This window comes from Mesorhizobium atlanticum (assembly GCF_003289965.1).
GTDB lineage: Bacteria > Pseudomonadota > Alphaproteobacteria > Rhizobiales > Rhizobiaceae > Mesorhizobium > Mesorhizobium atlanticum.
Genome location: NZ_QMBQ01000003.1, coordinates 314,011 through 336,524, shown reverse-complemented (window position 1 = coordinate 336,524; position 22,514 = coordinate 314,011). Strand labels below are relative to the sequence as shown.

The 22,514-nt window shown below is 64.3% G+C and carries 19 protein-coding genes and 1 tRNA gene; 8 read left to right on the top strand and 12 right to left on the bottom strand.

Annotated elements, in window-relative coordinates:
* Nucleotides 1–387, bottom strand: coding sequence for a MerR family transcriptional regulator (locus DPM35_RS11325; protein WP_095815511.1), 387 nt, complete (start codon nucleotides 385–387; stop codon nucleotides 1–3).
* A 143-nt stretch (nucleotides 388–530) separates the two neighbouring features.
* Entirely contained in the window at nucleotides 531–1,949 is a 1,419-nt protein-coding gene (gene mgtE / locus DPM35_RS11320; protein ID WP_112127776.1) for a magnesium transporter, read from the bottom strand.
* 463 nt (nucleotides 1,950–2,412) lie between these two features.
* Between mgtE and DPM35_RS11315 the strand changes: the two genes are divergently transcribed.
* The 6 genes from DPM35_RS11315 to DPM35_RS11290 all read left to right on the top strand — a co-directional run bounded on the left by DPM35_RS11315 (nucleotide 2,413) and on the right by DPM35_RS11290 (nucleotide 10,324).
* The gene (locus DPM35_RS11315) at nucleotides 2,413–3,084 is read left to right on the top strand and encodes a response regulator transcription factor (RefSeq protein ID WP_112127372.1); all 672 of its coding nucleotides are present in this window, start codon (nucleotides 2,413–2,415) and stop codon (nucleotides 3,082–3,084) included.
* A gap of 133 nt (nucleotides 3,085–3,217) precedes the next feature.
* The gene (locus tag DPM35_RS11310; RefSeq protein ID WP_112127371.1) at nucleotides 3,218–4,408 is read left to right on the top strand and encodes an aminotransferase class V-fold PLP-dependent enzyme; all 1,191 of its coding nucleotides are present in this window, start codon (nucleotides 3,218–3,220) and stop codon (nucleotides 4,406–4,408) included.
* A gap of 10 nt (nucleotides 4,409–4,418) precedes the next feature.
* Nucleotides 4,419–5,381, top strand: coding sequence for an HpcH/HpaI aldolase/citrate lyase family protein (locus tag DPM35_RS11305; RefSeq protein WP_112127370.1), 963 nt, complete (start codon nucleotides 4,419–4,421; stop codon nucleotides 5,379–5,381).
* 21 nt (nucleotides 5,382–5,402) lie between these two features.
* The gene (locus DPM35_RS11300; RefSeq protein ID WP_112127369.1) at nucleotides 5,403–6,590 is read left to right on the top strand and encodes a malate--CoA ligase subunit beta; all 1,188 of its coding nucleotides are present in this window, start codon (nucleotides 5,403–5,405) and stop codon (nucleotides 6,588–6,590) included.
* A gap of 14 nt (nucleotides 6,591–6,604) precedes the next feature.
* Nucleotides 6,605–7,504 carry a succinate--CoA ligase subunit alpha gene (sucD, locus tag DPM35_RS11295; protein ID WP_112127368.1) on the top strand — a complete coding sequence of 300 codons (900 nt, stop codon included), beginning with the start codon at nucleotides 6,605–6,607 and terminating at the stop codon, nucleotides 7,502–7,504.
* Between the two features lie 135 nt (nucleotides 7,505–7,639).
* Nucleotides 7,640–10,324 (top strand): phosphoenolpyruvate carboxylase, encoded by a 2,685-nt coding sequence (locus tag DPM35_RS11290; protein WP_112127367.1) that lies wholly within the window; start codon nucleotides 7,640–7,642, stop codon nucleotides 10,322–10,324.
* A gap of 158 nt (nucleotides 10,325–10,482) precedes the next feature.
* On the opposite strand, the gene DPM35_RS11285 is transcribed toward DPM35_RS11290, so the two are convergent.
* Nucleotides 10,483–10,567 (bottom strand) — tRNA-Leu (locus DPM35_RS11285).
* A 182-nt stretch (nucleotides 10,568–10,749) separates the two neighbouring features.
* Between DPM35_RS11285 and lipB the strand changes: the two genes are divergently transcribed.
* Nucleotides 10,750–11,493: a lipoyl(octanoyl) transferase LipB gene (gene lipB / locus DPM35_RS11280; RefSeq protein ID WP_112127366.1), complete on the top strand. Its 744-nt coding sequence runs from the start codon at nucleotides 10,750–10,752 to the stop codon at nucleotides 11,491–11,493.
* 156 nt (nucleotides 11,494–11,649) lie between these two features.
* On the opposite strand, the gene DPM35_RS11275 is transcribed toward lipB, so the two are convergent.
* On the bottom strand, nucleotides 11,650–12,900 hold the full coding sequence (locus tag DPM35_RS11275; RefSeq protein WP_112127365.1) for an SRPBCC family protein: 1,251 nt from the start codon (nucleotides 12,898–12,900) through the stop codon (nucleotides 11,650–11,652).
* A gap of 606 nt (nucleotides 12,901–13,506) precedes the next feature.
* Between DPM35_RS11275 and DPM35_RS32395 the strand changes: the two genes are divergently transcribed.
* Nucleotides 13,507–13,683: a hypothetical protein gene (locus DPM35_RS32395; protein ID WP_181591990.1), complete on the top strand. Its 177-nt coding sequence runs from the start codon at nucleotides 13,507–13,509 to the stop codon at nucleotides 13,681–13,683.
* 13 nt (nucleotides 13,684–13,696) lie between these two features.
* Here the strand turns inward: DPM35_RS32395 and DPM35_RS11270 are convergent, their stop codons facing one another.
* From DPM35_RS11270 to nuoN, 8 genes are all read right to left on the bottom strand, one after another.
* Nucleotides 13,697–14,380: an ABC transporter ATP-binding protein gene (locus DPM35_RS11270; protein ID WP_181591989.1), complete on the bottom strand. Its 684-nt coding sequence runs from the start codon at nucleotides 14,378–14,380 to the stop codon at nucleotides 13,697–13,699.
* Nucleotides 14,377–15,663: a lipoprotein-releasing ABC transporter permease subunit gene (locus DPM35_RS11265; RefSeq protein ID WP_112127363.1), complete on the bottom strand. Its 1,287-nt coding sequence runs from the start codon at nucleotides 15,661–15,663 to the stop codon at nucleotides 14,377–14,379. Before DPM35_RS11265 ends, DPM35_RS11270 begins: the two co-directional genes overlap by 4 nt.
* Nucleotides 15,660–16,988, bottom strand: coding sequence for a proline--tRNA ligase (gene proS / locus DPM35_RS11260; RefSeq protein WP_112127362.1), 1,329 nt, complete (start codon nucleotides 16,986–16,988; stop codon nucleotides 15,660–15,662). Before proS ends, DPM35_RS11265 begins: the two co-directional genes overlap by 4 nt.
* A gap of 573 nt (nucleotides 16,989–17,561) precedes the next feature.
* Nucleotides 17,562–17,846, bottom strand: coding sequence for a DUF1467 family protein (locus DPM35_RS11255; RefSeq protein WP_112127361.1), 285 nt, complete (start codon nucleotides 17,844–17,846; stop codon nucleotides 17,562–17,564).
* The gene (gene mce, locus DPM35_RS11250) at nucleotides 17,843–18,247 is read right to left on the bottom strand and encodes a methylmalonyl-CoA epimerase (RefSeq protein WP_112127360.1); all 405 of its coding nucleotides are present in this window, start codon (nucleotides 18,245–18,247) and stop codon (nucleotides 17,843–17,845) included. Before mce ends, DPM35_RS11255 begins: the two co-directional genes overlap by 4 nt.
* A 228-nt stretch (nucleotides 18,248–18,475) precedes the next feature.
* Complete coding sequence (locus tag DPM35_RS11245) at nucleotides 18,476–20,146, bottom strand: ribonuclease J (protein ID WP_112127359.1); 1,671 nt, start codon at nucleotides 20,144–20,146, stop codon at nucleotides 18,476–18,478.
* 96 nt (nucleotides 20,147–20,242) lie between these two features.
* On the bottom strand, nucleotides 20,243–21,064 hold the full coding sequence (locus DPM35_RS11240; RefSeq protein WP_112127358.1) for a biotin--[acetyl-CoA-carboxylase] ligase: 822 nt from the start codon (nucleotides 21,062–21,064) through the stop codon (nucleotides 20,243–20,245).
* Nucleotides 21,065–21,068: 4 nt separating this feature from the next.
* The gene (gene nuoN / locus DPM35_RS11235) at nucleotides 21,069–22,505 is read right to left on the bottom strand and encodes an NADH-quinone oxidoreductase subunit NuoN (protein WP_112127357.1); all 1,437 of its coding nucleotides are present in this window, start codon (nucleotides 22,503–22,505) and stop codon (nucleotides 21,069–21,071) included.
* Nucleotides 22,506–22,514 lie beyond the last annotated feature (9 nt).

Here is a 22,514-nt window from a genome sequence, read left to right as displayed (position 1 = left end):
TTAGGTATTCACGCCGAGTTCAGCCAGCCGCTCCACGCAGGACTCCTCGGCCTGGTCGAGCTCGGCCAGTGTCTCCTCCAGGTCGCGCCGCTTCTGGCGCAGGTCCTCGCGCTTTTCCTCGATGCGCCGAATCATCAGCTTGAGCTGGCCGACCTCGCCGGGCGGCTCCTTGTACATCTGGATGATCTCGCGGATCTCGTTGATCGAGAAGCCGAGCCTTTTTCCCCGCATGATCTGACGGATGAGATGCCGGTCGGATGGGCGAAACAGCCGCGTGCGGCCGCGTCTCACCGGCTGCACGAGCCCTTCGTCCTCATAAAAACGTAACGTCCGCGTCGACACGTCGAACTCGCGTGTCAGCTCGGTGATCGTATAATATTCCCGCATTCCCACTCCCAAGCCCGAGCGTCGCCGCCGTAAGCGTCGCCCTTCCCTCAGATGATACCCATCCAGCGCCGGAATCGGCACATGACCCCGCGGCAGCCTCGCACGGCATTTACGTAAAAGTCAATTAACGCCACCGTGTTGATTTAGGGCACTCTAAACCACCACGTCGCGAGCCCAAGGAAGGCGAAGAAGCCGACACAGTCGGTGACGGTGGTGACGAAAACGGCGGAAGCCACCGCCGGATCGATGTTGAAACGGTCGAGCACGAGCGGGATGAGGATTCCGGCAAGTGCCGCGGCAAACATGTTGATGATCATCGCCGCCGCGATGATGCCGCCCAGATTGGGGTCGCGGAACCAGAAGCCGGCGACCATCCCGATCAGCACCGCAAAGACCACGCCGTTGACGAAGCCGACGCCGAGCTCGCGGCGGATGATGCGAGCGGCGTTGTAGATGTCGAGGTCCCTGGTCGCCAGCGCGCGTACGGTGACCGTCATGGTCTGCGAGCCGGCATTGCCGCCCATGCCGGCCACGATTGGCATCAGCACCGCCAGCGCCACGATATGCTCGATCGTGCGGTCGAACAGGCCTATCACCGAAGCGGCAAGGAAGGCGGTCCCAAGATTGACCAACAGCCAGGGCACGCGCGAGCGCGAGGTGGCGAGCACGCTGTCGGACAATTCCTCATCGCCGACGCCGCCCATGCGCAGAAGGTCCTCTTCCGCCTCTTCCTGGATGACGTCGACCACGTCGTCGATAGTCAGCACGCCGACCAGTCGCCCGTTCTCGTCGACCACCGCGGCGGAGAGCAGATTGTACTGCTCGAACTCGCGGGCCGCCTCTTCCTGGTCCATAGTGGCCGGGATTGCATGCAGTGTCTCATGCATGATCTCCTCAACCTTGACCGCGCGCTTGGTGCGCAGGATTTGGTCGAGGTCGATGGCGCCGAGCAGCTTGAAGCTCGGGTCGATGACGAAGATCTGGCTGAAGCGATCGGGAAGGTTCTTGTCCTCGCGCATGTAGTCGATGGTCTGGCCGATCGTCCAGAATGGCGGCACGGCGACGAACTCGGTCTGCATGCGCCGGCCGGCGGTCTCTTCCGGATAGTCCAGCGCGCGCCGCAGCCTGATGCGCTCGGTGAACGGCAGCTGCGACAGGATCTCGTCCTGGTCTTCCTTCTCGAGGTCCTCGAGAATGTAGACGGCGTCGTCGGAATCGAGCTCCTGCACCGCCTGCGCGATCTGCGCGTTGGGCAAATTGTCGACGATGTCGAGACGGATCGCCTCGTCGACTTCGGTCAGCGAGGAGAAGTCGAAATCGGAGCCGAGCAACTCCACCAGCGCGCGGCGCTGTTCGGGATGGAGCGCCTCCAGCACGTCGCCGAGTTCCGACTGGTGCAGGTCGTCGACTTCGCGCTTGAGGGTGATCGTGTCGCGGTCGGCGATCGCCGCGCCGATCTGGGCAAGGAAGGAGGCACGCACGGCGCCGTCCTCGCCATAGATGTCGGCGTGGTGCTCCTCGGCGGGCGCGACGTCGATCGTCTGTCTGTCCTGGCCTTCCACCAGCGCCTCCGCCAACAGGAATCCCGAAGAGTGTCAAATCAGGTCTAAAGCAATTCCAGGAAAAGTGTGAAACGGTTTTCCGTCCCGGAATTGCGTCAAAACAAAGAGATGGAGCGGTTCGCCGTTTCGGTGAAACGGCGAACCGCTCCGGCGCATGGCCCCGCAAACCGGAAACCGCTTTCGGAGAAATCCCAGACCTTTGCGACAGATAGCGCGGCATCAGGATTCGTCTTGGGAAGATGTCACGCTAGAGCCCGGAATAGCCGAAGAAATATCGCGGCGATCTTGTCCACGGAGTCGTTGACTTACTCCATGTCGCGGCTGTGACAATCCCTCCAGCCGACGCGACAGCGCATGTCGCTGGGGAAAGAGCACCCCTTCCCCATTGAGGCAGAATTGTCATGATGTGCACGATCCGGCAGGATCTGCGTATCCCCTAACCGATCGAGGACAAGCGCTGCCCTTGAACATCAAGTCCGCAAAGACGAACGAGGCAAATACCGAGCGGCGCGTTCGGGTGGTCGTTGCCGAACGCAATCCTTTCGTCATATCGGCGCTCCGCGAAATGCTGGAATGCGACGGCCGTTTCGATTTGCTCAGCGCGGTGCATAGCGGCGCGCAATTTCTGGAACTGGCCGCCGCCACGAAGTTCGATGTCGGCGTCATCGGCTGGAAGCTCGCCGACATGGATGGCGCCGATGTGCTCACGGAAGTTCAGAGCCGCGAGCTTGGCGTGCGCATCACGATCTTTTCCAACGACCACGACATCGGCATTCTGAAGCAATGCGTGCGCCTCGGCGCTCAAGGGTATTGCTTTCAGTTCGACGATCCGCCGGTGATCTTCGAGACGATCCTGGCGGTCGCGCATGGCCGCATCTGCATCCCCTATATCGACATCAACAAGGTCAACGACACGCCTTTGTCCCGGCTTACCGTGCGCGAGCGCGAATTGCTGGCGGTGCTGTCAGACGGCTGGACCAATCTGCAGATCGCCACGCGTACAGGGATTTCCGAGAACACGGTGAAGTATCACCTGAAGAACCTCTACGATAAGCTCGACGTGCGCAACCGCGCGATGGCCGTGGCGCTCTATTCCAGCGAGAAGCGCCGCACATCCAAGTCGCCTATCGGGTAGGCCGCCCCGGTCGCCAAACGGGTAGGATCACCCCACCCGCAAGGGCCAACAACTTACCCGGCAAGGTGTTGTTGGCGAGCCTCGCCAATACGAAACTTCCTCCACACCAAAAACGATCGGAGGAGTTTCGCGCATGGCTGGGTTCACGCATCTTTTCATCCCGGGGCCCACCAACATTCCCGAGCAGGTCCGGCAGGCCATGAACCTGCCGATGGAGGATATGCGCGCCGCCTCCTTCCCCAACCTGACGCTGCCGCTGTTCGAGGACATCAAGAAGGTCTTCAAGAACGAGACCGGCCGCGTCTTCATCTATCCCTCTTCCGGCACGGGCGCCTGGGAAGCGGCAATGACCAATGTGCTCAGCCCCGGCGACAAGGTGCTGATGTCGCGCTTCGGCCAGTTCTCGCACCTGTGGGTCGACATGGCCGAGCGGCTCGGATTCGAGGTCGACGTCATTGACTGCGAGTGGGGCACCGGCGTTCCGCTCGACCTCTATGCCGAGAAACTTCGCGCCGACAAGGCGCACCGTATCAAGGCCGTCTTCTGCACCCAGAACGAGACCGCGACCGGCGTCACCAGCGATGTCGCCGGCTGCCGCGCCGCTCTCGATGCCGCGAACCACCCGGCCCTCCTCTTCGTCGACGGTGTCTCCTCGATCGGCTCCATCGACTTCCGTCAGGAGGAATGGGGCGTCGACTGCGCCGTCAGCGGTTCGCAGAAGGGCTTCATGCTGCCGGCAGGTCTCGGCTTCCTGTCGGTCAGCCAGAAGGCGCTTGCCGCTTCGCGGGTCGCGACGCACCGGCATTGCTACTTCTCCTTCGAGGACATGATCCGCACCAACGACACCGGCTATTTCCCCTACACCCCGGCGACGCAGCTGCTGCGCGGCCTGCGCGCTTCGCTCGACCTCATCGCTGAGGAAGGGTTGGAAAACATCTTCGCCCGCCACCATCGCCTCGCCGAAGGCGTGCGCAAGGCAGTTGACGCCTGGGGCCTGAAGCTTTGTGCCAAGACGCCGCAATGGCACTCCGACACGGTCAGCGCCATCCTGGTGCCGGAAGGCATCGACAGCGCAACTGTCGTCAAGCGCGCCTACAGCGCCTACCAGACTTCGCTTGGCGGCGGCCTCAACAAGGTAGCCGGCAAGGTCTTCCGCATCGGCCATCTCGGCTGGCTGAACGAGGTGATGGTGCTGGCCTCGCTGTCTGCAGCCGAAATGACGTTGCTCGATTGCGGCGTGCGCCTGGCGCCGGGCTCAGGCGTCGCGGCGGCGATCGAGCATTTCCGCCGCACGGCCGACGTGCCTGTCGCCAAGGCGGCGTGAGGAGCGGACCATGAGTCACACCATCAACCACCTGAAGAAACTGCGGCTCCAGCGCAGCGAACTGGCCGTTCCAGGCTCCAGCCCGGAGATGATCGACAAGGCGGCGAACAGCGCCGCCGACTTCGTCTTCCTCGACATCGAGGATGCGGTCGCGCCGCCCGACAAGGAGCGCGCCCGCAAGAACATCATCCAGGCGCTGAACGACATCGACTGGCGCGCCAAGGGCAAGACCGTCTCGGTGCGCATCAACGGCCTCGACACGCATTACATGTACCGCGACGTCGTCGACGTCATGGAACAGGCCGGCGACAAGCTGGACACGTTCCTGGTGCCGAAGGTCGGGGTGCCGGCCGACCTCTACATGGTCGAAGCCATGGTCAACCAGATCGAGATGGCCAAGGGTTTCAAGACCCGCGTCGGCCTGGAAGCGCTGATCGAGACGGCGCTCGGCATGGCCAATGTCGAGGCGATCGCGGCCACGCCCGGCCGGCTGGAGGCGATGCATTTCGGCGTCGCCGATTATGCCGCCAGCAACAAGGCGCGTACGGTCAACATCGGCGGGTTGAACCCCGATTATCCCGGCGATCAGTGGCATTTCGCGCTGTCGCGCATGACGGTCGCCTGCCGCGCCTATGGCCTGCGCGCCATCGACGGGCCGTTCGGCGATTTCTCCGATCCGGAGGGCTACAAGGCGGCCGCAAGGCGCGCCGCGGCGCTCGGCATCGAAGGCAAATGGGCGATCCATCCCTCGCAGATCGCGTTGGCCAACGACGTGTTCTCGCCGCCGGAAAAGGAGGTCACCCGCGCCCGCCGCATCCTCGAAGTGCTGAAGGAAGCGGAAGCGGCCGGCAAGGGCGCCGCGGCGCTCGACGGCAAGATGATCGACGCCGCGTCGGAACGCATGGCGCGCAACGTGCTGGTGGTGAACGAGGCGATCGAGCGCGCCAGCCAGGCTCACGCCGCCGCGCAGTAAAAGAAAATACGGGAGGACAAGATGGACATCCACGAATACCAGGCCAAGGAACTGCTTGCTCGCCACGGCGTGCATGTGCCGCGCGGCGGCCTCGCCTACAGTCCCGAACAGGCGACCTACCGTGCCCGCGAGATCGGCGGCTCGAAATGGGTGCTGAAGGCGCAGGTCCATTCCGGCGCGCGCGGCAAGGCCGGCGGCATCAAGCTCTGCTCGAACGACGAGGAGATTTCCAACGCGGCGGAAGCCATGCTCGGCCGCAAGCTGGTGACCCACCAGACCGGCCCGCGCGGCAAGCTGATCTCGCGCCTCTATCTCGAGGAAGCCGTCGACATCGCGCAGGAGCTCTATCTCGGCTTCGTGCTCGACCGTAAGGAAGAGCGCGTCATGATCGTGGCGTCGGCCGCCGGCGGCATGGAGATCGAGGATATCTCCGAGAAGCAACCGGATTCGATCATCCGCGCCACCGTCGACCCCGGCGTCGGTATGCAGGGTTTTCAGGCCCGCGAGATCGCCTTCGGCCTGGGCCTTGAAAGCAACCTGATCGGCAAGGCCACCGAAACCATCCTCGGCTGCTACCAGGTGTTCCGCGACTACGACGCCTCGATGCTGGAGATCAATCCGCTGGTTGTCACCCGCGACGGCAGCCTGGTCGCGCTCGACGCGAAGATGTCGTTCGACGAGAACGCGCTGTTCCGCCGCCCGGAAATCTCCGAGCTGCGCGACAAGAGCCAGGAAGACCCGCGCGAGACCTTCGCCAGCGACCGTGGCCTCTCCTATGTCGGGCTGGATGGCAATATCGGCTGCATCATCAATGGCGCCGGCCTCGCCATGGCGACGATGGACATGATCAAGATCGCCGGCGGCGAGCCGGCCAACTTCCTCGACATCGGCGGCGGCGCCTCGCCCGAGCGCGTGGCGAAGTCCTTCCGCGCCGTGCTCGGCGACAAGAATGTCGAGACGATCCTGGTCAACATCTTCGCCGGCATCAACCGCTGCGACTGGGTGGCCGAAGGCGTCATCAAGGCGATCCGCGAGGTCGGCGTCGACGTGCCGCTGGTGGTGCGTCTTTCCGGCACCAAGGTCGAGGAAGGACGCAAGATCCTCGCCGATTCCGGCGAGGCGGTGATCGTCGCCGACACGCTGGCCGAAGCCGCCGAAAAGGCCGTCGCCGCCTGGCGCGAAGCCACCAAGAACAAAAAAGCAGCCTGAGGGAGGTCGAGAAAATGGCAATCCTGCTCAACCGCAGCACGCGCGTTATCGTGCAAGGCTTCACCGGCAAGATCGGCAGCTTCCATGCCGAGGACATGAAACGCTACGGCACCAAGTTGGTCGGCGGCGTCACCCCCGGCAAGGGCGGCCAGACGCATCTCGGCCTGCCGGTCTTCAACACCGTCAAGGGCGCGGTGCGCGAGACCCGCGCCGAGGCAAGCATCGTCTTCGTGCCGCCGCCCTTCGCTGCCGATTCGATCATGGAGGCGGCGGATGCCGGCATCAAGCTGTGCGTCTGCATCACAGACGGCATCCCCTCGCAGGACATGATGCAGGTCAAGCGCTACATGCGCCGCTACCGCTTCGAGGACCGCATGCGCCTGGTCGGCCCGAACTGCGCCGGCGTCATCACGCCCGGACAGGCGCTGATGGGCATCATGCCGGGCAGCATCTATCTGCCGGGACGCGTCGGCATTGTCGGCCGCTCCGGCACGCTGGGCTATGAAGCCGCCTCGCAGATGAAGGCGCTGGGCATAGGTGTGTCGACCAGCGTCGGTATCGGCGGCGATCCGATCAACGGCTCGTCCTTCAAGGACATACTGCAGCTCTTCGAGCGCGACGACGACACCGACGCCGTGGTGATGATCGGCGAGATCGGCGGCCCGCAGGAAGCCGAAGCCGCGATCTGGGCGCGCGACAACATGCGCAAGCCCCTGATCGCTTACATTGCCGGCCTTTCCGCCCCGAAAGGCCGTCGCATGGGCCATGCCGGCGCCATCATCTCCGCCTTCGGCGAGTCGGCTCAGGAAAAGGTAGAGATCCTCAAGGAAGCCGGCGTCGTCATCGTGCCGACCCCCGCCTCCTTCGGCGAAGTTGTGGCGGATACGCTGGCGCGGACGAAGCAGGCGGCGTGACGGCCGGCCAGGCGAAGGTTGCGGAAAGCGGAATGTGAAGCCGGCCGGCGATCTTCGCGATCGCCGGCACCCGATCGGCTCGCCTTGCGGCAATTCAAGGCAAGGCGAGCAGCAATTTCTATCCGGACAGCGGCTTTGGAACAGAGCAAGCGCATAAAATTTCGTGAGGACGAGCGCAGCCTGCTGTTGCGCCTGCTGCTCCAGGTCGCAAGCGCGCGCGAGCCCGAGATCGCCGCGGTCCTGAGCGGACGCAGGTCGCTTGTCTCCCTTGCCCCCGAGCAGCGCATCCCGGCGCTTCAGGCGAGCGGCGTCTGGTTCCAGTTGCTGACGATTGCCGATGAACTGACGGCCATGCGGGCGCGGCGCGAACTCGAACAGGGCGCGGGTGCCGACGACCTACCCGGGTCCTTCGCCAGCGTCGTCGCTGAGATGGCTGCCAACGGCCACTCGGCGGCGGAGGCCCAGGCGGCGCTCGACCAGCTTTGCATCGGCCCGACCATGACCGCGCATCCGACCGAGGCCAAGCGCGTCACCGTGCTGGAGATCCATCGCCGCATCTATCGCAAGCTGACCGAGCTCGACCAGCCGCGCTGGGCGCCGCGCGAACGCGACCTTCTGGTCGCCGATCTGGAGAGCGAGATCGAGCTTCTATGGATGACCGGCGAGCTGCGGCTGGAGCGCCCGACGGTCGAGCGCGAGATCGCCTGGGGCCTGCATTTCTTCCGCGAAGTCATCTTCGAGGCGACCCCGCAGCTCTATGGCAAGCTCCAGGGCGCCTTCGAACGCCACTATCCGGGCGAGCCGATCAAGATTCCCTCCTTCATGCGCTATGCGTCGTGGATCGGCGGCGACCGCGACGGCAACCCCAATGTGACGGCCGAGGTCACCGGTCACGCCATGGCCGAATACCGCGACACCGCCATCGGCTGGTACCTGGCGCAGGTGCAGCGGCTGGTGTCGGTGCTCAGCGCCAGCTCGAACGTCATCGAGCTGCCGGCGAGCTTCAAGCCGGTGCTGCAAACCGCGCTTGAGAAGAGCGGCGAGGCGCAAGCGATTGCCACGCGCAACCCCGACGAACCGCTGCGCCAGTTCGCCTCGGCCCTGCTTGCCCGGCTGGTCGCCACGCGCGACGGCGGCAAGGCGGCGTACCTCTCGGCGGAGGCGTTTCGGGCCGATCTGAGCGCCCTGTCCTCGGTTCTTGAAGCGATCGGCGGACGCGCGGTGGCCAGGCGCTTCGTCCAGCCGCTGCTTTGGCAGGTCGGAAGTTTTGGTTTCCGCACTGTATCGCTCGACATCCGGCAGAACTCCACGGTCGTCAACCGGGTGCTGGCCGAGCTGTTCGCGCTGATGGACCCGGCCGAGCCCGTCGCCCCCGGCACGCTGCAATGGTCGGCGAGCATTCGTGCTGCGCTCACTCAGGGTGAGCGGCTGGAGATCGACGAAGGGCGGCTCTCGCCGGAAGCAGCCGAACTGCTGTCGACATTTTCGGTTATCGCCAGGCAGATCTCGGGCTCCGATCCCGACGCGATCGGCTCCTTCGTGCTCAGCATGACCCGTTCGGCCGACGATCTGCTCGCGGTCTACCTGCTGGCGCAGTATTGCGGCCTATCGACCGCGCCCGGCAGTGGCGGCACGATCAGGCTGCGGATCGTGCCGTTGTTCGAGACCATCGCCGACCTGCAGGCCGCCCCTGCCATCCTGAGCGAACTGCTCGGCGTTTCGCTGGTGCGGCGCACGGTGCGCGATTTCGGCGCGCGCCAGGAAATCATGCTTGGCTATTCCGATTCCAACAAGGATGGCGGCTTCCTGGCCTCCAATTGGGAACTGGCAAAGGCGCAGAAGCGCCTCGCCGCCATCGGCCGCAAGCACAACACCAGGATCAGTTTCTTCCACGGCCGCGGCGGCTCCGTCAGCCGTGGCGGCGCGCCGACCGGCCGCGCGATCGCGGCGCAGCCGCAAGGCACCGTAGCCGGGACCATGCGGGTGACCGAGCAGGGCGAGGTCGTGTCTTCGAAATTCGCCAATCGCGGCACCGGCCTCAACCAGCTCGAGGTTCTCGCGGCAGCAGTGCTGGCGCACGGTGTCCGATCGGCCGGCGACGCCGGGGCGAAGGAATCGCCGGAGTTCGACGAGGCGCTGGAAGCGCTGGCCGGCATGTCGCAGGCATCCTATGCCGGATTGATGGCCGAGCCCGGCTTCCTCGATTATTTCAACCAGGCGAGCCCGGTCGCCGAACTGGCGCTCTTGAAAATGGGTTCGCGGCCGGACCGACGTTTCGGCGCCGGCGGCATTGCCGACCTGCGCGCCATTCCATGGGTTTTCGCCTGGAGCCAGAACCGTCACCTGCTGACCGGTTGGTACGGTATCGGCAGCGCGCTGAGCGCCTTCGTCACGGTGCGCGGCGAGGCCGGACGCGAGCTTCTCGCCCGCATGTTCGAGCACTCGCGCTTCTTCCGCCTCATCGTCGACGAGGCCGAAAAGATGCTCTATCAGTCCGACATGGAGATCGCCGGGCTCTATGCCGGCCTGGTATCCGACAAAGATGCGGCCAGCCGAATCCACGCCCGCATCACCGCCGAATATGAGCTGACGCGCCGCCTTATCGGCGACCTCACGGGCGGCGACCTTTCCGCGCGCTTCCCGATGTTCAAGCGGCGTTTCGACAATCTGCGCCGGCAGATGGACGATATCCACCGCCTGCAGGTCGACCTGCTGGGTGAGGTCCGGGCAAACACTGGCCCGACCGATCGGAAGCGGGCGACCGACGCCTTGCTCGTCTCGATCAACTGCATCTCGGCAGGACTGGGGTGGACGGGCTAGGGCTCGGCCTTTTTGCTCAGTGACTGACTGGAAAACTCTAAGCAGCGGCGCGGTCCTCAGGGCTTGGCGCCGCTTCTGTTTTGGTCCGCAGGACACAGTCGACGCGCCAACCGCCCGCCCGCGTGCGAGGTCATCCAAGTAACATCTTTGGAGGAGAATGGTGCGGTCGAGAAGACTCGAACTTCCACGGGTTGCCCCACAGCGACCTCAACGCTGCGCGTCTACCAATTCCGCCACGACCGCACGTGGTAGGAGCCGGAACCGTCCGGCCCGGGGCCTGTAGCAAATCGTTTCCGGCGAAACAAGTGCGCTGAGCGGAATATTCGTCGCTCATTTGCACAACCTTCTGCGGCCTGGCTTCATACCGGTGAAACTGGACGTTTTGGCCGATTGCCGCCATATGAGAGGAACATAGAGAAAGTTCCATGACAGAACGCAGCCAGATCGCCACGTCGTTCCTGCCCCTCCCCGGTTCGGCGCCGGTGGAATGGGTGATCGAACCCGGCCTCACCTCCTATCCGGACGCGCTTGCCTTCATGGAAGCGCGGGCCGAGGCGATCCGCAGCGGTGCTGCCGGCGAGATGGTCTGGCTGGTCGAGCATCCGCCGCTCTACACCGCCGGAACCAGCGCGCGAATCGAAGACCTGATCGATCCCGACCGCTTTCCCGTCTTTGCCGCGGGCCGCGGCGGCGAATACACCTATCACGGTCCGGGACAGCGCGTGGCCTACGTCATGCTCGACCTGAAGCGGCGGCGCGAGGACGTGCGCGCCTTCGTCGCGGCGCTGGAGCAATGGATCATCGCCACGCTCGCCGCCTTCAATGTGCGCGGCGAGCGGCGCGAGGACCGCGTCGGCGTCTGGGTGGTGCGGCCGGATCGCCCTGCCCTGCCGGATGGCACGCCGGCCGAGGACAAGGTCGCGGCGATAGGCATCCGGCTGCGCCGCTGGGTGAGCTTTCATGGCATCGCCATCAATGTCGAGCCGGACCTCGGCCATTTCAGCGGCATCGTGCCCTGCGGCGTCTCGGACCACGGCGTGACCAGCCTTGTCGATCTCGGCCTGCCCGTCACCATGGCCGATCTCGACCTGGCGCTGAAAGCCGCTTTCGAGGATGTATTTGGTCCGGCAGCGGTGCCTGCCGCCGAGCCTGCTCGAAAGGTCGGCTGAACTGTCTCCGGCCCAGGGTGTGTTGAGATTCAGGTCAGGCCGAGTCGAAAACCCTGGGTTCCGAGAACCGGAGCGCAGCGTACTTAAGTACGTGAGCACCGGAAGCGCAGGAAGCCAGTGTTTGCAGGCCGGCCTCACCTGAATATCGACACACCCTTACATCAGCTGCGCAGCGGCCCACAGCATGCCGTAGCCGTGGATGGCAAAGACGGCGAGAAGCGCGCCGGCCATGGCGAGCCGGTCGAAGGTCTTGATCGGCTTCAGCTCGTGACGCGGCTTCACGCCGCTGCCCATGGTGATGAGGCTGAGGATAGAGAACACCGCGCCGGCGATCAGCAGGAAGCCAGGCGAGAAACCGGCGCGCCAGCCGAGCGCGAGAAGCGCCGACAAGAGCAGGAAGGACGCCAGCGCGAGTGCCGCCGGGCCGGGGCAGATCTGGCGCAGCACCTGCCCGCCGTCGAATTTCCACACCGGCACCAGATTGGCGATGTTGAACAGCGATGCGCAGCCGGCAAGCGTGGCCAAAAGCGTCGCGGCCAGACGATGTCCTTCGCTGCCGGCGAGGCCGCTGGCGGCGATCAGCACCGGCACCAGGAAGGCTGAGAAGCCGGCGCCCATCAACGCGACGAACGCCACCTCGAAGCGGCTGTCATAGGGCCTGCCGCCGACGGCAACGCCGCCAAGCAGCGGAATGAAGATCATCCGCGCCCGGCGATGCCCCGTCAGCCGGAAGGCGGCCATATGGCCAAGCTCGTGCAGGGCGACCACCGAGGTCAGGATCGCGGCCAGGGCCAGGCCGCCGATATTGAGGCCGAAGAACGGCCACAGGATCAGGGCCGAGAGCACGGCGAAGCCGATCTGGCTCAGCGGATGCTCGAACCAGCCGCCCTTGCGGTAGGTGCCGGTCGCCGCCCAGACGTCGAGCTTGCGCAATTCGCGGCGCATGGCGAAGAAGCGGAAGACCAGGAAGGCAACCCCGCGATAGCGATCGGTCTGGGTAAGCGTCACCCGCGTTGCGTCGCCCTCGGGCACGAGCGCGACGGTCTCGCGATAGTTCGCCCAGAACGACGGGTCGAGCGCCGTGTCCTCGATGACGGTCATCGAGAAGCGGCTGCCCTCGCCGACGTCCTCGAACCGCGCCTTGCGTTCGATCGGCCGGCCGTCCCGGCCGTCCCAGGACAATCTGATCAGCGCCGCTCCCTCTTGGTCCAGCGGCTCGGCGGAAATGATTTCGCCGGACCATCCGGCGTCGCTGCCGAACGGACACAGCGCCTGCCAGAGGCGGTTGCGGTCGGCCTTGATCACGCGGCTGACCGTCACCGTGCGCAGCCCGAGCGGCACGGTCATCAAAAGAAAGATCAGTCCGAGATTGCAGGCCACGAGGGTGACCGTGACGATGACCGACACTGAAGCCGCTCCCTAACTTGAGGGAGGAGCCTAACGGTGCGTGGCCAAAAAAGATTTAACAGTAATGGGCGGGCTCTTGCCCGTCCCAGGCGGGCTCTTGCCCGTCACAGCAGGCCTTTGCCGGTCTCAAACGGGCGGGTCTTCCCCGGCCCGCAAAGGGCGGGCCCTTGCCCGCCAGAACAGCGACAGCGCCTGATCACATGGCGCCAATCCAGATCGCCATCGAAACGAGAAAGGTGCTCATGCAAACCAGCGAGACGACATCCTGAACCAGATCAGACATAACTCTCTCCGTTGTTAGTATGTTCGTAATTTGTTCTAATTTTGTTCGAATGTCAACGACCGTCGGAGCGTAGCGGCGGCGAGAGAATTCTGCACAGTAAATGAAAGGTTAACTGCCTGGGAGGCGGGGCCTGAGGGTGCGGCGGCGACTGGAAGCCGTGGATGACTTCAGCTTAAAAAATGCGATTGGCTACCGGGCGGGCCATTGTCTTCGCCAGAGGAGAACCGCGAACCTATGATTGCGGGCAGCCACATGTTTCTCGATTGAAGCCTTGGACGCACCGGTACGACCCGCCGTGCGGACAACCGAAAAGCAGGGAGTAGATGGTCGACAAGGCGACCACCAGGAACAACAGCGCGACAATCCCGAGAATGACCTTTTTCACGACGGCCTCCGACCGGCGGGCGGTCGCATCTTATCACATCCGCAGCCGATGCATGATCGGCTGCCATGACATCGTCATCGGCTGCGGGGCCTGGCTCGTGTCCCGTTTAAGTTGATTGTCGGCCAGCCTCAGAGAGGCACGACTTTCCCTTCGGCCAGCGTCACCCGCCGGTCCATGCGCGAGGCCAGCTCGTGGTTGTGCGTGACGATCAGCGCCGCCAGCCCCGATTGCCGGACCAGCGCTTCGAGTGCGTCGAAGACATAGGAGGCGGTCGTCGGATCGAGGTTGCCGGTCGGCTCGTCGGCCAGGAGCACCAGCGGTGCATTGGCGACCGCGCGGGCGATGGCGACACGCTGCTGCTCGCCGCCGGAAAGCTCGGCCGGCCGGTGCTGCGCGCGCTTGCCGATCTGCATGTAGTCGAGAAGCTGTGCCGCCCGCTCCGACGCCTCCTTGGGAGGAAGTCCCTTGATCAGCTGCGGCATCATGATGTTCTCGAGCGCCGAAAACTCCGGCAGCAGATGGTGGAACTGGTAGACGAAGCCGATATCGTTGCGCCGGATCGCGGTCCGCTCTTCGTCGGAGAGCCGGCCACAGGCGCGGCCGCCAAGGATCACGTCGCCCGCGTCGGGCCGCTCCAGCAGTCCCGCCGTGTGCAGCAAGGTCGACTTGCCGGTGCCCGATGGCGCCACCAGCGCCACCATCTCGCCGCGCCTGAGCGAAAAGTCGGCGCCGTTCAGAATGGTGAGCTTGCGCGGCCCCTGGATATAGTGCCGCTCGACGCCCTTCAGCTCGATAATGGCTTCGGCCATCACTCGTACCTCAAGGCTTCGACCGGATCGAGCCGGGCGGCTCGCCACGCTGGAAACACGGTCGCGAGGAACGACAGGGCCAGCGCCATGATCACCACATAGGTCGTCTCGCGCGGGTCCATCTTCGCCGGCAGCTGGCTGAGGAAATAGAGCTCCGGGTTGAACAGGATCCGGCCGGTCATCCAGGAGAAGAACTGGCGGATCGATTCGATGTTGATGCAGATGACGACGCCGAGCAGCACGCCGGCGATCGTGCCGGTGACGCCGATCGCCGCCCCCGTCATCAGGAAGATGCGCAGGATCGCGCCGCGCGAGGCGCCCATCGTGCGCAGGATGGCGATGTCGTGGCCCTTGTCCTTCACCAGCATGATGAGGCCGGAAATGATGTTGAGCGCCGCCACCAGCACGATCAGCGTGAGAATCATGAACATGACGTTGCGCTCAACCTGCAGCGCCGAGAAGAAGGTCTCGTTGCGCTGGCGCCAGTCGACGAGGTCGACCGGCCGCTGCGCCGCCTGCTCGACCAGCGGCTTCAGCGCGTCGACATTGTCGGGATTGTCGACATAGATCTCGATAGTCTGCGCGCGGCCGTCCATGTTGAAATAGAGCTGCGCTTCCGAGAACGGCATATAGACGATCGAGCTGTCATATTCCGACATGCCGACCTCGAAGATCGCCGCCACCTTGTAACCCTTCATGCGCGGCGTCGTGCCAAGCGGCGTCACGTCGCCGTCCGGCGAGATCAGCGTGATGGTGTCGCCGAGCACCAGCCCGAGGCTTTCCGCCATGCGCTTGCCGATCGCCACGCCCTCGCCGGCGTCGAAACCGTCGAGCGTGCCCTGCTTGATGTTGCTGGCGACGATCTGGATCTTGCCAAGGTCCTCGCCGCGGATGCCGCGCACCAGGGCGCCCGTGCCGCCGCCGACATTGCCTTGCGCCAGCACCTGGCCGTCGATCAGCGGGATCGCGTATTTGACACCCGCGACGCCGTTGATGCGGCTCGCCACCTGGGCGTAATCCTCCAGCGGCGAATCAAGCGGCTGCACGATGAGATGGCCGTTGACGCCGAGGATCCGCGTCAGCAGCTCGGCGCGGAAACCGTTCATCACCGCCATGACGACGATCAGCGTTGCGACGCCGAGCATGATGCCAAGGAAGGAGATCGAGGCGATGACGGAAATCACCGTTTCCTTGCGCCGCGAGCGCAGATAGCGCCAAGCCACCATGCGCTCGAAGCCGGAAAAGGCGCCCGCCCCTGACCTGGCCGCTGTCGCCGCCTCGCTCATGCGGCGATACCCAGGCGCTTCTTGGCCTCGGCGATCGGCAGCGTCTCGCGCTCGCCCGACTTGCGGTTCTTGATCTCGACCTCGCCCGCCGCCACGCCGCGCGGGCCGACGATCACCTGCCACGGCAGGCCGATCAGGTCGGCGGTGGCGAACTTGCCGCCCGGCCGCTGGTCGGTATCGTCATAAAGCACGTCCTTGCCGGCCGAAGTCAACGCAGCATAGAGATCGTCGCAGACGCGGTCGCATTCACCGTCGCCGACCTTCATGTTGATCAGGCCGATGTCGAAAGGCGCCACCGCTTCCGGCCAGACGATGCCGTTCTCGTCATGGCTCGCCTCGATGATCGCCGCGACCAGGCGCGACGGGCCGATGCCGTAGGAACCGCCGGAGGCATAATGGTCCTTGCCGTCGGGACCGGTCACCTTGGCGTTCATCGGCTTGGAGTACTTCTCACCGAAATGGAAGATGTGGCCGACCTCGATGCCGCGCGCCGAGAGCCGATCGCCTTCGGCGACTTTCTCCCAGGCTGCCTCATCATGCATTTCGTCGGTGGCCGCGTAAGGCGTCGTCCATTTCTGCACGATGCCGCCGATTTCGGCATCGTCGGAGAAGTTGGTGTTCGCGCCAGGCACGTCGAGCGAGAGATAGGCGCGGTCGCAGAACACCTGGCTCTCGCCGGTCTCGGCCAGGATGATGAACTCGTGGCTGAGGTCGCCGCCGATCGGGCCGGTGTCGGCGCGCATCGGGATGGCCTGCAGGCCCATGCGCGTGAAGGTCCTGAGATAGGAGACGAACATGCGGTTGTAGGCGGCCCTGGCGCCCTCGAAATCGAGGTCGAAGGAATAGGCGTCCTTCATCAGGAACTCTCTGCTGCGCATGACGCCGAAGCGCGGGCGCACCTCGTCGCGGAACTTCCACTGGATGTGGTAGAGGTTGAGCGGTAGGTCCTTGTAGGACTTGACGTAAGCGCGGAAAATCTCGGTGACCATCTCTTCGTTGGTCGGGCCGTAGAGCATGTCGCGATCTTGGCGATCCTTGATGCGCAGCATCTCCTTGCCGTAGTCGTTGTAGCGGCCGCTTTCGCGCCACAGATCCGCCGACTGGATGGTCGGCATCAGGATTTCCAGCGCGCCGGCGCGGTTCTGCTCCTCGCGGATGATCTGGCAGACCTTGTCCAGCACGCGCTTGCCCAATGGCAGCCACGAAAAGCTGCCCTGCCCCTGCTGGCGGATCATGCCCGCGCGCAGCATCAGCCGGTGCGAGACGATCTCGGCCTCGCGGGGATTTTCTTTGAGAATGGGCAGGAAGTAGCGCGACAAACGCATGGACTGGTCCGTGAATGAAAAATGACGCGCCGGAATCGGTGCGAAGGGGCTGCTTGCCCCGGCTTCATAGCCATTTCATGGCGGAATGGGAACCCGAGCGCCCCAAAGTATCGGGGCCTTCTGGACCTTACCAAAAAGCCGATTTTGGCGGCAAAGTGCCTCAAATGGCTATTTGATCGATTCACAAGCAAGCCCTGCCGCAGTATTGTGCAGTGCAGCACGATATTGCCCGTTTCCGGGCAAAATTCTTCGTGACATTTTCACCTGCCTTGGTCTAGTGTGCGCCGATAACCGAGAGGGCGGAGAAAAATCTGCCCTCCTACGCGGTCAAAGTCTTGGGAGGATGCGATCTAGGCGCGGTAACTCGCTGCCGCCGGACACCGGAAACGGATCGGACGCGTTTAAATTGCAAGGCCTCGTGCCTTGCATTTTTTTTGTGCAATCATCTGCTTAGCCCAGCCCTCTGCCAAACAGCTTGACCATCCTGCGCTCGCGAAAATCGGAAGCCGGCTTCCGATTTCAACCCTTGCGCGCGGATGCTTCGCAATACTTGCGGAAACTGTATCTTCAGCGTCAGTGACTGGCGTCCGGCGTGAAGTCCGGCATGATCCGCATGATGTCGTCGAAGCTGAACCCCAGCCCCGCCGTCAGGCCGTAGAAAGTGCCCATCACGACCACCGTCACGACCGTCGCGCGCAGGAAGGCGCGCCGCATATGCGGCCCGCGCGGCGCGCTGGAAACCGTGCCAAGCGTGACATCCTTGTCGTCGTCCTGCGTGCGCAGGCTGAACGGCAGAACGATGAACAGCGCCAGCCACCAGGTGACGAAGAACAGCGCGACGAGCAGCACCCAGTTCATGCCTGCTCCAGCTCGACCAGCGTGCCGAAGAAATCCTTGGGATGCAGGAACAGCACCGGCTTGCCATGCGCGCCGGTCTTCGGGTTGCCGTCGCCCAGCACGCGCGCGCCGCTCGCCTTCAGATGGTCGCGAGCAGCCAGGATATCGTCGACCTCATAGCAGACATGATGCATGCCGCCCGAAGGGTTCTTCTCAAGAAACGCTGCGATCGGCGAGGCATCGCCCAGCGGCTCCAGCAACTCGATCTTTGTGTTGCCGACATCGACGAAGACCACGGTCACGCCGTGCTCCGGTAGCGCCTGCGGCTCGCTCAATCGCGCGCCAAGCATATCGCGATAGGCGGCTGTCGCCGCGGCGAGATCCGGCACGGCAAGCGCGACATGGTTCAGGCGTCCAAGCATAAAGCGCTCCGCTTCTAGAGCAATTCCAGGAAAAGTGTGAGCGGTTTTCCGTCAGGAATTGCGTCAAAACAAAGGGTTAGAGCGGTTCGCCGTTTCCGTGAAACGGTGAACCGCTCTAGGGAGTAAGGGAGTAGGGCGGTAAGGAAGTAGGAAAAAACAAGGCACGAGAAAGTAACCGCTTGTCCTTCCCTACTCCCATACTGCCTTACTCCCCTATTCCCTTATTCGTCACCGCGTGACGAATACCGTCACCAGCGGCTTCTTGCCCCAGGCTTCGTTGGCGGCGGCGCGCACGGCGCGGCGCACTGCCTCCTGCACCAGGTCGAGGTCTTTTCGGCGCTGGCGCGGAATGGAGTCCACGGCGCCGATTGCCGCATCGAGCATCAGGTCCTCCAGCGTCTCGCCGCTGGCATCCGCCTCGGCAACGCCGATCGCCACCAGGTCGGGGTCGCCGGCAAGCTCATATTTGTCGTCGAGCACGACATTGACCGCGACATGACCGGCGAAGGAGAGCTTGCGGCGGTCGCGTATGCCCATCGCCTGGTCGGTGCCGATCAAGAACCCGTCCTTGTACAGCCGGCCGAACGGCAGCTGGTCGATGATCGTCGCCGGGCCGGGCCAGAGTCTCAGCATGTCGCCGTCGCGCACCTGCGCCACCTGGCCGATGCCCGACATCGACATCAGCGAGCCCTGCGCCACCAGATGCGCCGCCTCGCCATGCACGGGAACGCCGATCTGCGGCCGCACCCATTCATACATCTTGCGCAATTCGCTGCGGCGCGGATGGCCCGACACATGCACCAGCGCGTCGCCGTCCTCGATGATCTTCATGCCGAGATCGATCAGCCGGTTCTTGATTTCCAGGATCGCCCTCTCGTTGCCGGGAATGGTACGCGAAGAAAACACCACCGTGTCGCCGGCCGTCAGCGCCACCGACTTCATCTCGTCGCGCGACAGCTTTGCAAGCGCGGCGAGCGGCTCGCCCTGGCTGCCGGTGCAGATGATCACCAGGTTCTCGCGCGGGATATAGCCATAGTCTTCCTCGGAGATGAACTCCGGCAGGCCATCCATATAGCCGAGCTCGCCCGCCACATCGATGACGCGCTTTAGCGAGCGGCCGAGCACCAGGCACTGCCGGCCGGCATCGCGCGCCGCGCGCGCTATCGAGACGATGCGCCCGACATTGGAGGAGAAAGTTGTGACCGCCACGCGGCCCTTGGCCTTCTCGATGACGCCCTTGAGGCCTTCGCCCACCGCCACTTCCGACGGCGACTCCCCTTCCCTCAACGCGTTGGTGGAATCGCAGATCAGCGCCAGCACGCCCTTGTCGCCATAGGCGCGGAACCGCGCCTCGTCGGTCTTCGGCCCGATCGTCGGCTCGGGGTCGATTTTCCAGTCGCCGGTGTGGATGACGGTGCCGGCAGGCGTGGTGATCGCCAACGACATTGGCTCGGGAATCGAGTGCGCCACCGGAATGGCCTCGATCTCGAAAGGTCCGATGGTGAATTTCTCGCCGGCCCGGTAGATCGACGCCGGAATCTTCGGAGCGTTCTGCTCGCCCTGCCGCTTGGCTTCGAGCAGGCCCGCGGTGAACGGCGTCATCCAGACCGGCGCCTTGAGCCTCGGCCAGATATCGAGCAGCGCGCCGTAATGGTCCTCATGCGCGTGGGTGATGACGATGCCGCGCAAGCCGTCGATGTTCTCCTCGATGAAGCGCGTATCGGGCAGGATGAGATCGACGCCCGGATGTGCCGAGTCCGGAAAGGTGACGCCAACATCGACGACGATCCATTCGCGCGCGTCCGCCGGCCCATAACCATAAAGGGCGAAGTTCATGCCGATCTCGCCGACGCCGCCCAGCGGCGCGAAAACGAGTTCCGCGTTTTCCTTATTCGCCATGAATCCTTTCCTTCCTGGCCGCTTCGGCCAAGCCATTAGAGCAATTCCAGGAAAAGCGTGTCAGGATTTTCCGTCCGGAACTGCGCAAGAACAAAACTATGCCCGGGCCGAGGCGACTGCGCCGAAATGCACGTCGCCGGCCGCGATCGTCAAAACCGATCCTTCATCGTCGCGGATCACGAAACGGCAGTCCTCGTCAATGGTCTCGAAGACGCCGCGCACCACATTGCCGTCAATTCTGACAGCAACCTCGCCGCCAAGCCCCGCCGCACGGGCAAGCCAGCGCTTCCGGATGGCATCGAGCCCGCGCCCGTCATCCCACACCCGGGCATTCTCGCTCCAGGCGTCCGAAAGCGCCAGGAACAGCGTTTCGGCGTCGCACTCGGCACCCAGCGCCTGCAGCGATGTCGCCGGATAAGGCAAATCCCGCGGATGGGCCACGACATTGACGCCGATGCCTATGGCAACCGCGAAGCGGCCGCCTTCCAGCATCGCCGATTCCAGCAGGATGCCGGCAAGCTTGGCGCCCGAAGCCAGCACGTCGTTTGGCCATTTCAGCTCGAAGCGGTTGCGCCCCTGACTCGCGCCATCCAAGGCGACGGCGATCCGGCCCTTCGGCACGACGGCATCGAGCGCGTCGGCCAGCGCCAGCCCCGCGACGAAGCCAAGGGTTGCTGCCAGCCGAAGCTCGCCGCCCGGAACCAGGAGCAGTGTCGCCGCAAGATTGCCTTCCGGCGTCTCCCAGGCGCGGCCACGCCGGCCGCGACCGCTCTCCTGCTTCTTCGACACGACCCAGAGTTTTCCCGGATCGCCGGCGCGCGCGTGTTCCAACGCCAGCGCGTTGGTGGAGCCGACGCTGTCATGCGCCTCGAGCCGGAACCCCTCCGACGCCGCGGTTGGAGCCAGCCGAAACGCCATCCCGTCAGAAGAAGGTCTTCGCGGCGGCTTCGGCATAGCTGCCGATCGGTCCGCCGATCAGCACGTAGAACAGCACGAAGGCGCCGCTGACGCCGAGCACGAGGCGCAGCTCGCTGGCCATCGGCACGAAGCCGCCGACAGGCTCGTCGAACCACATGATCTTGATGATGCGCAGGTAATAGTAGGCGCCCACCACGGAGGCCAGCACGCCGATGATCGCCAGCGCGTAAAGATGCGCGTTGATGGCGGCGAGGAACACGTACCATTTTCCCCAGAAGCCCGCGAGCGGCGGAATGCCCGCCAGCGAGAACATCAGGATGGTGAGGATGGTGGCCATCACCGGGTTGGTCGAGGCAAGGCCGGAAAGATCGCTGATCTGCTCGACATTGCCTTCCTTGCGCCGCATGGCAAGGATGAAGGCGAAAGTGCCGAGCGTCATCACCAGGTAGATCAGCATGTAGATGGCAACGCCGCGCACGCCGGCCTGGCTGTTGGCGGCAAGGCCGACCAGCGCGTAGCCCATATGGCCGATCGAGGAATAGGCCATCAGGCGCTTGATGTTGGTCTGTCCGATGGCCGCAAAAGCGCCGAGCGCCATCGAGGCGATCGAAATGAAGACCACGATCTGCTGCCAGTCCGAAGCGATCGGCTTGAAGGCGCCCATGGTGACGCGCACGATCAGCGCCATCGCCGCCATCTTCGGAGCCGCCGCCAGGAATGCGGTGATTGGGGTCGGCGCGCCTTCATAGACGTCCGGCGTCCACATGTGGAACGGGACGGCCGAGATCTTGAAGGCGAGGCCGGCGAGCACGAACACCAGTCCGAAGACAAGGCCGAGCTGGCGCTCGCCGCTGCCCAGAGCCGTCGCAATCTCCTGGAAGCCGGTGTTGCCGGTATACCCGTAGACGAGGCTGATGCCGTAGAGCAGCATGCCCGAGGACAGCGCCCCGAGGACGAAATATTTCAGGCCCGCTTCGGTCGAGCGCAGGTTGTCGCGGTTGATCGCCGCCAGCACATAGATCGCCAGCGATTGCAGCTCGAGCCCGAGATAAAGCCCGATCATGCCGTTGGCCGAGATCATCAGAAGCATGCCGAGCGTGCAGAGCAGCACCAGGACCGGGAATTCGAACTTGTCGAAATGTTCCTGACGCGCAAAGCGCATCGACATGACCAGGGTCACCGCCGAGCCGATCAGCGCCAGCATCTTCATGAAGCTGCCGAAGGCATCCTGCACGAAGGCGCCGCCATAGGCAGCGCCCTGCCCGCCGGAGAAAGCGAGCCAGAGTCCGGCCACCACCAGCACGAGGACGGCCAGGCCGGTCACGGTCATGGTGTTGCTTGAGCGCGAATAGGCTCCGATCATCAGGAGCACCAGCGCGCCGACCGCGAGGATCAGTTCCGGCGTCGAGAGCGAAAGGCTGGAGAGAAGGTCCGGCGTCATGGTCTATTC

Bases quoted from the DNA above. Each gene is read 5' to 3' on its own strand.
- DPM35_RS11325 (WP_095815511.1), bottom strand. From the start codon at position 387: ATGCGGGAATATTATACGATCACCGAGCTGACACGCGAGTTCGACGTG.
- DPM35_RS11310 (WP_112127371.1), top strand. From the start codon at position 3,218: ATGGCTGGGTTCACGCATCTTTTCATCCCGGGGCCCACCAACATTCCC.
- DPM35_RS11305 (WP_112127370.1), top strand. From the start codon at position 4,419: ATGAGTCACACCATCAACCACCTGAAGAAACTGCGGCTCCAGCGCAGC.
- DPM35_RS11300 (WP_112127369.1), top strand. From the start codon at position 5,403: ATGGACATCCACGAATACCAGGCCAAGGAACTGCTTGCTCGCCACGGC.
- sucD (WP_112127368.1), top strand. From the start codon at position 6,605: ATGGCAATCCTGCTCAACCGCAGCACGCGCGTTATCGTGCAAGGCTTC.
- lipB (WP_112127366.1), top strand. From the start codon at position 10,750: ATGACAGAACGCAGCCAGATCGCCACGTCGTTCCTGCCCCTCCCCGGT.
- DPM35_RS32395 (WP_181591990.1), top strand. From the start codon at position 13,507: ATGGTCGACAAGGCGACCACCAGGAACAACAGCGCGACAATCCCGAGA.
- DPM35_RS11265 (WP_112127363.1), bottom strand. From the start codon at position 15,663: ATGAGCGAGGCGGCGACAGCGGCCAGGTCAGGGGCGGGCGCCTTTTCC.
- proS (WP_112127362.1), bottom strand. From the start codon at position 16,988: ATGCGTTTGTCGCGCTACTTCCTGCCCATTCTCAAAGAAAATCCCCGC.
- DPM35_RS11255 (WP_112127361.1), bottom strand. From the start codon at position 17,846: ATGAACTGGGTGCTGCTCGTCGCGCTGTTCTTCGTCACCTGGTGGCTG.
- mce (WP_112127360.1), bottom strand. From the start codon at position 18,247: ATGCTTGGACGCCTGAACCATGTCGCGCTTGCCGTGCCGGATCTCGCC.
- DPM35_RS11245 (WP_112127359.1), bottom strand. From the start codon at position 20,146: ATGGCGAATAAGGAAAACGCGGAACTCGTTTTCGCGCCGCTGGGCGGC.
- DPM35_RS11240 (WP_112127358.1), bottom strand. From the start codon at position 21,064: ATGGCGTTTCGGCTGGCTCCAACCGCGGCGTCGGAGGGGTTCCGGCTC.
- nuoN (WP_112127357.1), bottom strand. From the start codon at position 22,505: ATGACGCCGGACCTTCTCTCCAGCCTTTCGCTCTCGACGCCGGAACTG.